Origin of the sequence: Aurantimonas sp. NFXS3, from assembly GCF_049132005.1 — a bacterium.
GTDB classification, from domain to species: Bacteria; Pseudomonadota; Alphaproteobacteria; order Rhizobiales; family Rhizobiaceae; genus Aurantimonas; species Aurantimonas coralicida.
Genome location: NZ_JAGDDZ010000002.1, coordinates 101,490 through 115,437, shown reverse-complemented (window position 1 = coordinate 115,437; position 13,948 = coordinate 101,490). Strand labels below are relative to the sequence as shown.

10 protein-coding genes are annotated in these 13,948 nt (G+C 67.7%); 4 read left to right on the top strand and 6 right to left on the bottom strand.

The features are described from left to right. Positions 1 to 232 precede the first annotated feature (232 nt). The 4 genes from J3367_RS05735 to dgcN form a co-directional block, all read right to left on the bottom strand. Positions 233 to 634 carry a DUF805 domain-containing protein gene (locus J3367_RS05735; RefSeq protein ID WP_024350955.1) on the bottom strand — a complete coding sequence of 134 codons (402 nt, stop codon included), beginning with the start codon at positions 632 to 634 and terminating at the stop codon, positions 233 to 235. Between the two features lie 486 nt (positions 635 to 1,120). Continuing rightward, positions 1,121 to 1,537: a DUF1850 domain-containing protein gene (locus J3367_RS05730; RefSeq protein WP_051141597.1), complete on the bottom strand. Its 417-nt coding sequence runs from the start codon at positions 1,535 to 1,537 to the stop codon at positions 1,121 to 1,123. Then, the gene (locus tag J3367_RS05725; RefSeq protein ID WP_024350957.1) at positions 1,534 to 3,735 is read right to left on the bottom strand and encodes a TRAP transporter permease; all 2,202 of its coding nucleotides are present in this window, start codon (positions 3,733 to 3,735) and stop codon (positions 1,534 to 1,536) included. The genes J3367_RS05730 and J3367_RS05725 overlap by 4 nt, the downstream gene beginning before the upstream one ends. Positions 3,736 to 3,826: 91 nt before the next feature. Then, a complete protein-coding gene (gene dgcN / locus J3367_RS05720; protein WP_024350958.1) occupies positions 3,827 to 4,840 on the bottom strand; it encodes an N-acetyltransferase DgcN in 1,014 nt (337 codons plus the stop codon). Positions 4,841 to 5,173: 333 nt separating this feature from the next. Here dgcN and J3367_RS05715 point away from each other — a divergent pair, with 333 nt between their 5' ends. Both J3367_RS05715 and J3367_RS05710 read left to right on the top strand, forming a co-directional pair. Further along, entirely contained in the window at positions 5,174 to 5,587 is a 414-nt protein-coding gene (locus tag J3367_RS05715; protein WP_024350959.1) for a winged helix-turn-helix transcriptional regulator, read from the top strand. A 108-nt stretch (positions 5,588 to 5,695) separates the two neighbouring features. Further along, positions 5,696 to 6,313, top strand: coding sequence for a ribonuclease D (locus J3367_RS05710; protein ID WP_024350960.1), 618 nt, complete (start codon positions 5,696 to 5,698; stop codon positions 6,311 to 6,313). A 493-nt stretch (positions 6,314 to 6,806) separates the two neighbouring features. On the opposite strand, the gene J3367_RS05705 is transcribed toward J3367_RS05710, so the two are convergent. Together J3367_RS05705 and J3367_RS05700 are read right to left on the bottom strand one after the other, a co-directional pair. Further along, positions 6,807 to 9,608, bottom strand: coding sequence for a TRAP transporter permease (locus tag J3367_RS05705; protein ID WP_421460404.1), 2,802 nt, complete (start codon positions 9,606 to 9,608; stop codon positions 6,807 to 6,809). A gap of 166 nt (positions 9,609 to 9,774) precedes the next feature. Further along, the gene (locus J3367_RS05700) at positions 9,775 to 10,737 is read right to left on the bottom strand and encodes a TAXI family TRAP transporter solute-binding subunit (RefSeq protein WP_024350962.1); all 963 of its coding nucleotides are present in this window, start codon (positions 10,735 to 10,737) and stop codon (positions 9,775 to 9,777) included. Positions 10,738 to 10,944: 207 nt separating this feature from the next. Here J3367_RS05700 and J3367_RS05695 point away from each other — a divergent pair, with 207 nt between their 5' ends. Together J3367_RS05695 and J3367_RS05690 are read left to right on the top strand one after the other, a co-directional pair. Then, positions 10,945 to 12,312, top strand: a complete 1,368-nt coding sequence (locus tag J3367_RS05695; protein WP_024350963.1) for a hypothetical protein — start codon at positions 10,945 to 10,947, stop codon at positions 12,310 to 12,312. 148 nt (positions 12,313 to 12,460) lie between these two features. Further along, positions 12,461 to 13,936 carry a sensor histidine kinase gene (locus tag J3367_RS05690; RefSeq protein WP_024350964.1) on the top strand — a complete coding sequence of 492 codons (1,476 nt, stop codon included), beginning with the start codon at positions 12,461 to 12,463 and terminating at the stop codon, positions 13,934 to 13,936. Positions 13,937 to 13,948 lie beyond the last annotated feature (12 nt).

Here is a 13,948-nt window from a genome sequence, read left to right as displayed (position 1 = left end):
GGTCAAGCCCGAGGATGACGCGCGTCGGGGGTGGGGTGCGCCTTGGGTCGGGCGTCGCGTGGGTGGTCGCGTCGAGCAGCTGCCAACCTCAGCAGAAGAGCGCCTTCATCAATCAAGGTCGTCATCCTCGGGCTCGACCCGAGGACCCATGCCGTCCCCGGTGGCGCCGCCAGATCCTTCGACGGAAGATCCCCTATCCACAAAACACACCGCATCAAAGCATCGCCACGCCTCAACGCACGACCGCGCCGGTCGACGGCGGCGGACCGTGGCGGTTGGTGGCGTCGCTGGGCTGGACGGCGAAGTAGAGGAACACCAGCCAGCCGATCAGCGGCACCAGATTGACTAGGAACCACCAGCCGCTGCGGCCGGTGTCGTGCAGGCGGCGCACCGAGACGGCCAGCGACGGGATGAAGATCGCCAGCGAGAAGATCGAACCGAGCGGCTGGTAACCCTCGCCCGAGAAGGGCGCGAGGCCCATGGCCGGGCCGACGAGAATCGCATCGAGGATACCCAGGACGAAATTGCCGAGCAGCGTGAACAGCGCGAACCACCAGAATTCCGAGCGTGGCGCGCGGCCCCGGAAGGTGGCGTAATTTGCAAAGACCGAACGGATGGCTTCGGTGAACGACATGGCGTGCCCCCTTGCGTCTGCCGGCCGGTTGCCGGCATCGCCAGCCTGCCCGATCCCGACGCGGGACGCCACCTTGGGCGCTGGGCTGGTCTTCGAGGGAGGGGGCACTGAAGCGCGGAGGCATGGGTCCTCGGGTCAAGCCCGAGGATGACGCGCGTCGGGGGTTGGTGCGCCTCGGGTCGGGCGTCGCGTGGTGGTGGCGCCGAGCAACTGCCGACCTCGCCGGAAGAGCTGCTCCATCAAACAAGGTCGTCATCCTCGGGCTTGACCCGAGGACCCATGCCGTTCCCGGTGCCGCATCGCTATTCTCAGACGGAGTGGACACCGAACCGCAGAGGAATGGGTCCTCGGGTCAAGCCCGAGGATGACGCGCGTTATAGTTGGGGGCCGTGTGTAGGACGTCGTGCGGATGGTGGGCGTGGCATCTGCCGGCTTGCCGCCAAGCTGTCCCCGCAAACGGCGGTTCGCGTCATTCCAGCAGCTGCGTCAGCGGTGCGTGGCGGCGCCTTCACCACCGGCCGCCGGACACACCGAGATCCGCACCGGGGCGGCGGCGGTTTTGCCGAGGGTGAGGCAGGCGTCGGTGTCCGGGGTGTCCGCGACATCGCCGAGAGGGCAAAGCGTCCAGCCGGAGCCGGTGGCGCCGGAGGCGGCGAGGACGAGTTCGGGGACCGGCGCCAGATGCGGCGTGTAGACATAGGCGCCGTCGCGCAGGACGGCGTCCGGCGGTGGCTCCATGCCGGCGCCGGAGCCCTCGACGCGGCCTTCGACGACCGTCAGCCCCTGCGGCCCCGCCACCCAGCGCTCCTCCCAGCGGGTCTTCTCGACCGAATGGGTCCAGGAGAGCGAGAAGGCGGTGGTGGCCAGGGTCAGCGTCTTGGCGCCGGCGGCGATGCAGATCATTCGGCCGGCGACACCGTCTCGTCGCGGGGCGCGGCACCGGCTTTGGCCGGCCCGCTGCCACCGCCGGTGCGGTTGACCGCCTCGGGCCGCCCGTGCCGGCGGATCTGCAGCGCATGCCAGCCGAGGATCAGCGCCGCCAGGGCGAAGCCGATCTCGTCGGTGATGGGCATTGCGGCGATCAGCGTAAAGGCCGCGACGGTCGCCACCGCCCGCTCCCACCATTTCAGCGGCGCGACCAGGTAGCCGATCGCCGCGGCGCCCCACAGGCCGATGGCCAGGCACGCCTTGAAGACGATGTAGGCGACAGCCGGCCAGTAGCCGATGGATTCGGCCAGCGGGCCGCCATCCTGCAGCATCAAAGCGGGCGTGTAGACCGCCATGAAGGGGATGACGAAGCCGGCCAGCGCGACCTTCACCGCCTCGAAGGAGATCTTCAGCCCCGGCGCCTTGGCGATGGGCGCGGCCGCAAAGCAGGCCAGCGCCACCGGCGGCGTCAGGTCGGCAAGGATGCCGAAATAGAAGACGAACATGTGGGAGACGATCAGCGGCACGCCGAGGGCGAGCAGCGCCGGGCCTGCGATTGAGGAGGTGATGATGTAGTTGGGGATGGTCGGGATGCCCATGCCCAGGATCAGGCAGGTGATCATGGTCAGCACCAGCGACAGGAACAGCGAGGTGTCGCCGACCGCCACGATGAACTGGCCGAAGGTGTTGGCGACGCCGGTCAGCGTCATCGTGCCGACGATGATGCCGACGATGGCGCAGGCGATACCCACCGGCAGGGCCGTCTTGGCGCCCTCGGCGAGCGCGTCGCGGGTCAGGAGCAGCGTCTCGCGGCCACCCCGGAACAGGGCGCAGAGAGCGATCAGCACGGCCAGCGCGATGACCACCGGCAGGATGCCGTATTCGAAGAAGGCGGCGGCCGAGAGGCCGAGGCCGATCCAGAAGACGTAGCGCAGCCCCTGCACCGAGATCCGGCCCGCCAGCGGCGCGCCGAGGATCAGCAGCGCGGTCAGCGCCAGGCCGATCGTGCCGGCATAGAGCGGCGTGTAGCCGGTGAACAGCAGATAGACGAGGACGCCGAGCGGCAGGAGCAGGTACCAGCCCTTCTTCAGCGCGTTCAGCGCCGAGGGCAGCTCGCCCTTCTCCAGGCCGATCAGGCCGCGCTTGCCGGCCTCCAGATGCACCATCCAGAACACCGAGCCGAAATACAGCACCGCCGGAATGACCGCGGCCTGGACGACGGCGGCATAGGGCACGTTCAGCGTCTCGGCCATGATGAAGGCGACGGCGCCCATCACCGGCGGCATGATCTGGCCGCCCATGGAGGCGGTGGATTCGACGCCGCCGGCAAAGGCGGCGCGATAGCCGAAGCGCTTCATCAGGGGAATGGTGAACTGGCCGGTGGTCACCACATTGGCGACGCCCGAGCCGGAGATCGTTCCCATCAGGCCGGAGGAGATGACCGCGACCTTGGCGGCGCCGCCCTTGGCCCCGCCGACGAGGCCGAGCGAGATGTCGGTGAACAGCTTGATCATGCCGGCCCGCTCGAGGAACGAGCCGAACAGGATGAACAGGAAGATGTAGGAGGACGAGACGTAGGTCGGGATGCCGTAGATGCCCTCGGTGCCGAAGGCCATGTGATCGACGATCTGGCTGAACGGGTAGTAGCGGATGACGAAGGGCGACGGCAGGAAGCGCCCGAACAGGCAATAGGCCAGGAACAGGCCGGCGATGATCGGCAGGGCCGGCCCCATGATCCGCCAAGTGGCGACAAAGAGCACGGCCAGCGCCGCGACGCCGACGATCGTGTCGGCCAGCGACGGCATGCCGGCGCGGAAGATCAGCGCCTCGTATTCCCACCATTGATAGACGGCGACGCCCATGCCGGCGAGGCCGAGCAGCCAGAACAGTGCCCTCAGCCCGGCATTCTCGCCCTTGATGGCGGCGACCAGCGGCAGGCCGAGCAGGCACAGGAAGCCGACATGGACGGCCCGCACGATCTGGCTCGGCAGGTCCCACAGATGCGCTGCGGTGGCGAGCTGGAAGATCGAGAAGGTGAAGGCGATCCAGAACAGGATCCGCCCTTCCGTGCCGAGCGGGAAGCCCGAGGACAAGGGATCGTGGTGGCTCACGGGCTCGCCGTCCGGCGCCAGCTCGTGATGCTTCTCCAGTTCTCCCGGCGTACCCTGACTCATCTACGGCTCCTCCCAGAGGCCTGTCACGGCCGGACCTTACATCATCGCCCCCGAAAGGCGACCGCCCTTTCCGGCACGATGGCCTCCCCCGTCAAGGCCTGCCGTAGATCCGGGCGATCTCGTCCACCACCGGCGCCGATCCGAAGCGCACCGGATCGGTGGCCGGCAGGCCATGTTCCTCGGCCAGTTCGGCCAGCAGCGCCCGCGCCGCATCCTCCTCGAGCTTCGCGGTGTTGACGCAGAGGCCGACGCAGCGAATGTCCGGATTGGTCAGCCGGCCCATGGCGATGGTCGCCTCGATGACCGCCGCGATGGTCGGCAGCGGCGTCGCCACGCCGCGCATCGTGGTGCGGGTCGGCTCGTGGCAGACGACGAAGGCATCGGGCTGCGAACCGTGCAGCAGACCGAGGGTCACGCCGGCAAAGGACGGGTGGAACAGCGAGCCCTGCCCCTCGACCACGTCCCAGTGGTCCTCCGCGGCATCGGGCGTCAGCCATTCGGCCGCGCCGGCGATGAAGTCGGCAACGACGGCATCCAGGGGCACGCCGCGCCCGGCGATCAGGACGCCGGTCTGGCCGGTGGCGCGGAACTCGGCGTCGAAGCCGGCCGCCTGCATGTCACGCTCCAGGCACAGGGCGGCGTATTTCTTGCCGACCGAACAATCGGTGCCGACCGCCAGCAGGCGCTTGCCGCTGCGCTTGTGGCCCTTGCCGGTGGCGTAGCTGCGATCGGGCTGGCGCAGATCGGTCAGCTTGCGGCCGTTCGCCTCGGCCGCTGCCGCAATGCGCTCAATCGAGCCGAGCCGCACATGCAGGCCGCTGGCGACATCCAGCCCGGCTTCGAGCGCCGCCACGATGGTGTCGATCCAGTGCTCGGGCAGGACCCCGCCGGCATTGACGACGCCGACGACCATGGTCTTCGCGCCGGCCGCGACCGCCTCGGGCACCGTCATCTCGTCGAGGCCGAGATCGGCGCCGCAGCCCGGCAGCCGCAACTGCGCCAGGCACCAGTCCCGACGCCAGTCGACGACGCCCTGTGCGGTCTTGGCGGCCAGTGCGTCCGGCACGTCGCCGAGGAACATGAGATAGGGAGGGGTGACGTTCATGGCGCGACTTTCGGGAAGGGGATCTTCTGGCCGCAGACTGACCGAGTTGGCACGGCTTGTGAAGCGGTGCGACGGCAGCGAATGCGGCAGTGCACATCTGGCGGGGGGCGACGATCGCGAACCGGTTGTCCCGCGTCGCTCCGGCGGCCCGCGATGGTCTTGAGGACCCATGGCTGCCGGCAGGGTTCGCACCTGCCAGCCGCGCCGAAACCGGGCGCGGAACGAGGCTGCGCTATCACCCGATGCTCGGATGCGACAGACGAAGCGTCACTTTCGTTTTGCAAGTTGTTTTTCCGTCAAGTAACTTGCGAGGGGACGGAAGAGGAGCAGCGGATGGGGCAGGATGACCGTGACACAACGCGAGGGCATTTTCGCTCGCGCTGCTCGATCGCCCGCACGCTGGACATCTTCGGGGACAAGTGGACGCTGCTGATCGTCCGCGACCTGCTCTGGCACGGCAAGCACACATTCGGTGCCCTGCACGAAAGCGCCGAGCGCATTCCGACCAACATCCTCAGCGACCGTCTGCGCCGGCTGGAGACCTGGGGCCTGGTCGAGCGGCGCCCCTATGCCGACCGTCCGCCGCGGCACGAATATCACCTGACGGCGCGCGGCCGCTCGCTGGAAGATGCGCTTCTCGGCGTCATGGCCTGGGGGCATGCCCATCTGGATGGTGGCTTCTTCGATCCGCGCACCGGCTGGAGCACGCCGCCGCGCAGCCGGGTTTCCAACGACGGCAACGCCTGACGGCGGTACGCCGAGGCCACCGCGCCGTTCCGATCGCCGAAGACCTTTGGCCTCGCCGGCGAAATCCGGTAGAGCCAAGCAGACATTTTCCCTGAGCGAAGGCGATCCATGACCATCCGCGTCCACAAAGGCGATCTTCCCGACATCTCCCGCTACACCGGCCCGGTGGCGATCGACACCGAGACCCTCGGCCTCGACACCCGCCGCGACCGCCTCTGCGTCGTCCAGCTGTCGCCGGGCGACGGCACCGCCGACGTCGTCCAGATCGCCAAGGGCCAGCGTGAGGCGCCGAACATCACGGCGCTTCTCAAGGACCCGGCCAAGACCAAGATCTTCCACTATGCCCGCTTCGACGTCGCGGCGCTCTACCATGCCTTCGGCGTGATGACCGACGGCATCTTCTGCACCAAGATCGCCTCGCGCCTGACCCGCACCTACACCGACCGGCACGGTCTGAAGGATCTGGCCCGCGAGATGGTCGGCGTCGACATCTCCAAGCAGCAGCAATCGTCGGACTGGGCCGCCGAGACCCTGTCGCAGGCGCAGGTCGAATACGCCGCCTCCGACGTCCTCTATCTGCACGACATCATGGGCGGTCTCTACAAGCGGCTGGAGCGCGAGGACCGCATGGAGCTGGCCAAGGCCTGCTTCACCTTCCTGCCGACCCGGGCCAAGCTCGACCTCGCCGGCTGGGACGACGAGGACATCTTCTCCCACTCGGCCTGACGCGTTCAAAACCGCCCGGAAAGGGCCGCGGACAAGACGTTCCCGGCCCTCTCCAGCAGGGTGCGGGCAGCGTTGCTTGCACGAAACTGAAGCCGCCTGAAAGAATGTCTTTGGCGCGGCATCGCGTGTCGCAAAACAGACTGGATCGGCCCCTTCGTCCAACGCATATGCGCGGCATCAGCAACGCGCTCGACGAAAGGCGCACACCATGACCCGCAGCCCTCTGATGCAGTCCCTCGCCGTCTCCGGCATGCTTACCGTCGCGCTGCTTGCGACTGTCGCGTTGCTGAAGCTCGTCGGCTAATTTCCGCCCCCGGCGTCGCGCTGAGAACAGCCGGCCGGATGGGCGACAGGCGACCGACATTCCAGTCGGCGCAGACACAAGAAGCGCGGCGAACCCGGTTCGCCGCGCTTCTTTCGTTTGAGGGGCCTGCTTCGATGACGGCCCACCCGAAAAGGGTCGGCCGGCTTCCCGCGACAGTGCGAATGCGCCTCAGGCCGCGACGGCGGTCTGGCCCTGATGCGTCTCGTCCGCCGGACGTCGGCGGCGCTGGGCCCAGACGATCAGGCCGAGCACCGCGAGCGCGGGAATGAACATCCAGTATTTCGACGGCTGATCGGTGGGCGTGCGCACCAGGGTGATCTCCTGGTCCCAGTCGAGCCCGGCCTTCTCGGCGGCCGAACCGAAGGCGACATTGTCGATGATCGTCTTGCCGTCGCGGTCGATCAGTTCCAGGCCGGCATTCTGCAGCCGTTCCTCGCCGGTCGCGCCGGCCGGAAGCGGTAGCTCGACCGAACGCTGGGACGGCTCGCCGAAGGCATCGAGATAATCGATGCGCAGGCGCAGCGGCTCGTTCTGCGGCGTCTCGGCCGCCGCCTCGACGACCTCGCTGCCCGGCCGCTCGGAATAGGGCGCGACCACCATGTCCATCCAGAAGCCCGGCCGGAACAGGGTGAAGGCGATCAGCAGCAGCGCGACGGATTCATAAGCGCGGTTGCGGGTGAGGAACCAGCCCTGCGTCGCCGCCGCGAACAAAAGCATGGCGATCGTCGCGACGATGGCGATGAAGATGCCGTGCGGGATGTCGACATTGATCAGCAGGAGGTCGGTGTTGAAGATGAACAGGAAGGGCAGCGCGGCGGTGCGCAGCGAGTAGAAGAAGGCGATGGCGCCGGTCTTGATCGGATCGCCGCCCGAAACGGCCGCCGCCGCGAAGGAGGCCAGCCCCACCGGCGGCGTCACGTCGGCCATGATGCCGAAATAGAAGACGAAGAGATGCACCGCGATGAGCGGCACGATCAGGCCGTTGGCCTCGCCCAGCGTGACGATGACCGGGGCGAGCAGCGCCGAGACGACGATGTAGTTGGCGGTCGTCGGCAGGCCCATGCCGAGGATCAGCGACAGGACGGCGGTCAGAAGCAGGATCGCCATCAGATTGCCGCCGGACAGGACCTCCACCACTTCCGCCAGCGCCGAGCCGACGCCGGTCTGGGACACGGCGCCGACGATGACGCCGGCCGTGGCGGTGGCGATGCCGATGCCGATCATGTTGCGGGCACCGGTGATCAGGCCGTCGATCAGGTCGAGGAAGCCGCGGGTGGTCTGGAACCCGTAATCGCCGGTGCCGCGGAAGAAGGCGGTGATCGGGTGCTGGGTGATCAGGATGAAGATCATGAAGGCGGCCGCCCAGAAGGCCGACAGGCCGGGCGACAGGCGATCCACCATCAGCGCCCAGACGAGGACGACGACCGGCAGGATGAAGTGCAGGCCGGATTTCACCGTCGGGCCGGGACGCGGCAGTTCGGTGATCGGCTTGTCCGGATCGTCCATCTTCGGCGCCGGATATTTCGCCCCGTACCAGAGAAGGCCGACATAGACCGCCACGAGCAGCGCGAAGACCACCCAGCCGGCATTGTCGCCGAAGGCCGGGCGGATCCAGCCCATGCCGTAATAGACGCCGAAGGACAGGGCGCACAGGACGAGAATGCCGAAGACGACGCCGACCAGCCATTGCAGCCACGGCTTGGGCTCGTAGGAGCGCGGCAGGCCCTGCATGCCGGCCTTCATCGCCTCCAGATGCACGATGTAGACCAGCGCGATGTAGGAGATGATCGCCGGCAGGAAGGCGTGCTTGACCACGTCGAAATACGGGATGCCGACATATTCGACCATCAGGAAGGCCGCCGCGCCCATCACCGGCGGCATGATCTGGCCGTTGACGGAAGATGCCGTCTCGACGGCGCCGGCCTTTTCGGCCGAGAAGCCGACCCGCTTCATCAGCGGAATGGTGAAGGTGCCGGTGGTCACCACATTGGCGATGGATGAGCCGGAGATCAGGCCGGTCATGGCCGAGGAGACGACGGCGGCCTTGGCCGGTCCGCCGCGCATGTGGCCCATCAGCGAGAAGGCGACGTTGATGAAGTAGCTGCCGGCCCCGGCCTTGTCGAGCAGCGAGCCGAACAGCACGAAGAGGAAGACGAAGGAGGTCGACACGCCGAGCGCGATGCCGAAGACGCCTTCGGTGGTGATCCACTGGTGGTTGACCACCTCCGACAGCGAGTTGCCCTTGTGGGCGATGATCGACGGCATGTAGGGGCCGAGGAAGGTGTAGACGAGGAAGACGGTCGCCACGACCATCAGCGCCGGTCCAAGCGCCCGGCGCGTGCCTTCCAGCAGCACCATCAGGCCGACCGTGCCGACCATGAAGTCGGTCATGTTGGGCGCGCCGACGCGGCCCGAAATCGAGGTATAGGCGAAGAACAGGTAGGAGGCGGTCACCGCGCCGGCGATCGCCAGCACCCATTCATGGGGCAGGACGCGCCGCGACGGCGACGGCAGCAGCGCGAAAACGACCATCGTCACCGTGATGACGGGAATGTACCAGCCCGGCAGGACGCCGGTCGCGCCCTCCAGGAAGAGATAGCCGAGCAGCAGCGGCACGCCGGCGCCCAGCACGAGCTGGGGGATCGAGCGCGAGGCCGGGAAGGCGAGAAACGCCAGGAACAGCGCGAAGGCGAGATGGATCGAGCGCGTCTCGGTGTCGTTGAAGACGCCGAAGCCGACCATGAAGGGGATCGGCGAGGCGATCCAGAGCTGGAACAGCGACCAGGCTAGCGCGACGCCGGAGATCAGGTAGGCGACGGGCCTGGCGGGGCTGCGTCCGCCGGTGTCGGAGGAGGCGACGAGCTCGTCGAGCTTCTCCTGCCGGGAGGTGGCGGATTCGACGTCGACGGAATCGATGGTGCGGTTGCGCTCGTCGTCGAGGCTGTCGGAATGACGTGGGTCTCGGGCCATCGCAGCTGGTCACTCCGCCTGTCTGATACGCGACTACAGGAACGTTTCGGGGCGAAGGGCGGCGGGTCGCATGACCGGCCTCTCGTCGTCGCCGACGCCCCGCATGGGCGGAGCGCAAAAGTGCCGGCCGGCGGACATCTGCCGCCGGCCGGCCGGATGGCGGGCCTTACAGGAGGCCGGCTTCCTTGTAGTAGCGCTCGGCGCCCGGATGCAGCGGCGCGGAATTGCCGGCCGAGATCATCTCTTCCTTGGTCAGGTTCTCGAAGGCCGGATGCAGCTTCTTGAACCGGTCGAAGTTCTCGAACACGGCCTTGACCACCTGGTAGACGGTCTCCTCGTCGACCTGGTCGGACGACACCATGGTAGCGCGCACGCCGAAGGTCTCGGTGTCCTCGGCATTGCCCTCATAGAGGCCGCCCGGGATGGTCGCCTTGGAGTAATACGGGTTCTCGTCGACCAGCTTGTCGATCTCCTCACCGGTCACCGGGACCAGCTTGGAGGCGCAGGAGGTGGTGGCCTCCTGGATCGAGCCGTTCGGATGGCCGACCGTGTAGATGATGGCGTCGACCTTGTTGTCGCACAGGGCCTGCGACTGCTCGGCGGCCTTCAGCTCGGAAGCCAGCGAGAAATCGTCCATCGACCAGCCCTTGCGGTCCATGATGATTTCCATCGTGGCGCGCGAGCCGGAGCCCGGGTTGCCGATGTTGACGCGCTTGCCCTTCAGGTCGTCGAAGCTCTCGATGCCGGAATCGGCACGGGCAACCACCGTGATCGGCTCGGGATGGATGGAGAAAACCGCACGCTCGCCGGCGAAGGGATCGTCCTTCCAGGGGTCCTGGCCCTCGAGCGCGTTGTACTGCATGTCCGACTGGGCGACGCCCATGGTCTGGTCGCCGGCCTTGATCGCGTTGATGTTGGCGACCGATGCGCCGGTCGACGGCGCCGTGCAGCGCAGACCGTTCTTCTCGCTCTCACGATTGACCAGACGGCAGATCGACTGTCCGACGACGTAGTACACGCCGGTCTGACCACCGGTGCCGATGGTGATGAATTTTTCCTGCGCGGTGGCCGCGCCGGTCGACATGGCAAGGGCTGCAAGCCCGGCTGCGACCCATCCGGTTTTCTTCATTGGGAGCTTCCTCTTTTTTGTTCGGTCAGACCCTCAATCCTAGCGGAGAGTTCGGTCGGGCCAAGTGCCGGCAGTAAGACAACTTTCCCCCTCATGTGCAAGATGGCGGGCCGCAGCCGGCCCCGAACGCCGTCCGGGCGGTGCGGGTGGTTGCCAAGGTCCGGCGGCGCCCTTTCTTCGACCACGCAGATGGTGGAAGAGGACCCCATGACACGCTGGACACGCACAGGACGCGGCATGGGCCTGGCCGCGCTGACGACGGCCCTTTGCGGGATCGTCGCCGGCGGACCGACCGTCGCCGCGGCGGCGCCTGGCGGGGCCGTGCCGCCCATCGTCTTCGTGCATGGCGACAGCGATTCCGCCGCCTTCTGGATGCCGGTCCTTTGGCGCTTCGAAAGCAACGGCGTGCCGGCCGAGCGGCTGTTCGCCGTCGATATCGACCACCCGGCGGCGCGGCTCGACGACCAGGTGGCACAGGAGAACCGCTCCTCGACCGAAGACGCCGCCCGCGCCGTTGCGGCAACGGTCGACCGGGCGCTCGCCGAGACCGGCGCCGACAAGGTCGCCATCGTCGGTCACTCCCGCGGCTGCCAGAGCGCCCGCAATTACGTGAAGAATTTCGGCGGGGCGGCCAGGACGGTGACGATGGTGCTGGCCGGCTGCGTCCATCACGGCGTCTATGTGAACCCGGAGGAGCGGACCGGATCGGAATATAACGGCGCCGGCGCGTTCCTGACCGCCCTCAACACGCCACCCGCCATTCCCGACGGCATCCCGACGACGATCCTGCGGTCCGACCGCTTCGATCTCTACGCCCAGCCCAACGGCCGGTTTCTCGGCCTGCCCGAGCAGGAGACCGGGATCTCCTACGACGCGCCGGAACTGGACGGCGCGCCGACGGTGGTGCTCGACGGTGCCGACCATCGCGAGACGGCCTCCTCGCCCGAGGCCTTCATCGCCATGTACACGGCGATCACCGGCAAGCCGCCGGCCAGGCTGGAGATCACGCCGGAAGAGCGGCCGCAGATCGGCGGGGAAATCTCCGGCTTTGCCAATGGCGCCCCCACCAACCGTCCCCTCGCCGGCGCCACGCTCGACATCTTCGCGGTGGACGCCCGGACCGGCGAACGCCTTGGCGACGCGGTGTTCAGCCAGACGGTCGGCGAGGATGGGCGCTACGGGCCGTTTCGCGCCACGCCGGACGCGGCCTACGAATTCGTGATCGCCGCAGAAAACTATCCGCTGACGCGGATCTACCGCGCGCCCTTCCCCCGCTCCACGACGCTCGCCCATCTGCGGCTGTATCCGGCGCCGGACCTGTCAGCGCCCGGCGAGATCGTCGGGATGATGCGGCCGCGCGGCTATTTCGGCATCGACGACAACGCCACGCTGGATGCCCTGCCGATCGCCGGCCGCCCGGAAAACGAGCCGGTTCCCTCGGTCTGGCGGGCCGCCGTCGCGATCCCCGGCGACACGCCGCAGACCGTGACCGGCGGTTTCGACGGCGAGGTCATCGCGGCCCGAACCTCGCCCGACGAGCCCAACGATGTCGTCTGGATCGAGCTGACCGACTGACGCTGCGCGCCCCGGAGAGGTATCCGGCGGCATTTGTGCCGCAGCCATTGTTCGGCGGCAAAACCCCCTTACTCTTGCGATGACAGGGGGTAGACGTCTAGTTCCCTTCCATGACCTTCGAAGAATGCGCCAGCGGCCCGTATCAGCATTGACCATCCTTACCCCCACCTACACCGAAGCCGAACGGATCGAGGCCCTTGAGGCGTACGAGATCCTCGACACCCCCCGCGAGGAGGAGTTCGACGATCTCGCCCGGATCGCGTCGGAGGTCTGCGGCACGCCCATCGCGGTGGTCAATTTCGTCTCCGATACCCGCCAGTTCTTCAAGGCCGAGGTCGGGCTGGGCGTGCGCGAGACGCCGGTGGACATCTCCTTCTGCAAGCATGCGCTGCTGGCCGAAGACATGATGATCGTGCCCGACGCGACGCAGGATTCCCGCTTCGACAACAATCCGCTGGTCTATGGCGACCCGCCGCTGCGCTTTTACGCGGGCGTTCTCGTGCGCTCGGCCGAAGGCCTGCCGCTGGGCACCATGTGCGTCCTCGACCACACGCCGCGCGAGCTCGACGCACACCAGATCCGCACGCTGCGCCTTCTCGCCCGGCAGGTCTCCGTCCAGCTCGAGCTGCATCGCTCCCTGCGGCGCACCAAGGCCGCCCTCGGCAACGTGCGCCGGCTGGAATCGCAATACCGGCAGATCGTCGACAGCGCCGTGGACTTCGCGATCATCACCACCGATCTCGACGGCAAGATCACCTCCTGGAGCCCGGGCGCCCAGCAGATCTTCGGTTGGAGCGAGACCGAGACGCTGGGCCGCCCCGCCGCGCTGGTGTTCACGGCCGTGGATCGCGAGGCCGACCTGGCCGTTCGCGAGATGGCGACCGCGCGCGAGACCGGCCGGGGCATCGGCGAAGGCTGGTATCAGCGCAAGGACGGCAGCCGGTTCTGGGCATCGGGCGAGATCATGCCGCTGATGGGCGAGGACGAGGTCCAGATCGGCTATCTGAAGATCCTGCGCGATCGCACGGTCGAGTACCAGGCCGAGGAACAGCGCAAGGAACTGACCCACGAATTGTCGCACCGGATGAAGAACGTCCTGGCGACCGTGCAGTCGATCGTTACCCAGAGCCTGCGCACCGCCGAATCCCTCGATGCGGGGCGCGACGCGATCTCCAGCCGGGTGCAGGCGCTGGCGCGGGCGCAGGACATCCTCACCCAGACGAGCTGGTCCGGCGCCGGGATCCGGCAGGTCGTGGACGAGGCCTTGGCCGCCCATCGCGCAGGTCAGGGCCGGATCGTCATTTCGGGTCCCGACGTCGTCCTCAGCCCGCAGCAGGTGCTCGGCCTGTCCTTGGCGCTGCACGAGCTGGCGACCAACGCGGCCAAATACGGCTCGCTGTCGATGCCGTCCGGCAAGGTGGAGATCAGCTGGGACGTCGGGCCCGACAAGGATTTCCGCTTCGACTGGATCGAGCGCGATGGCCCCCATGTGAACGAGCCGAGCCGGCGGGGCTTCGGCTCGCGGCTGATCGAGCGGATCGTCGGGTCGTATTTCGACGGCGGCGGCCAGCTCGACTTTCCGCCGTCCGGCGTCGTCTTCCGGCTGACGGGATCGCTCGGTTGAGCCGGCAACCGC

What these genes read in the sequence shown, in the direction of transcription:
- J3367_RS05735 (WP_024350955.1), bottom strand. Translation starts at nt 634, where the DNA reads ATGTCGTTCACCGAAGCCATCCGTTCGGTCTTTGCAAATTACGCCACC.
- J3367_RS05730 (WP_051141597.1), bottom strand. Translation starts at nt 1,537, where the DNA reads ATGATCTGCATCGCCGCCGGCGCCAAGACGCTGACCCTGGCCACCACC.
- J3367_RS05725 (WP_024350957.1), bottom strand. Translation starts at nt 3,735, where the DNA reads ATGAGTCAGGGTACGCCGGGAGAACTGGAGAAGCATCACGAGCTGGCG.
- dgcN (WP_024350958.1), bottom strand. Translation starts at nt 4,840, where the DNA reads ATGAACGTCACCCCTCCCTATCTCATGTTCCTCGGCGACGTGCCGGAC.
- J3367_RS05715 (WP_024350959.1), top strand. Translation starts at nt 5,174, where the DNA reads ATGGGGCAGGATGACCGTGACACAACGCGAGGGCATTTTCGCTCGCGC.
- J3367_RS05710 (WP_024350960.1), top strand. Translation starts at nt 5,696, where the DNA reads ATGACCATCCGCGTCCACAAAGGCGATCTTCCCGACATCTCCCGCTAC.
- J3367_RS05705 (WP_421460404.1), bottom strand. Translation starts at nt 9,608, where the DNA reads ATGGCCCGAGACCCACGTCATTCCGACAGCCTCGACGACGAGCGCAAC.
- J3367_RS05700 (WP_024350962.1), bottom strand. Translation starts at nt 10,737, where the DNA reads ATGAAGAAAACCGGATGGGTCGCAGCCGGGCTTGCAGCCCTTGCCATG.
- J3367_RS05695 (WP_024350963.1), top strand. Translation starts at nt 10,945, where the DNA reads ATGACACGCTGGACACGCACAGGACGCGGCATGGGCCTGGCCGCGCTG.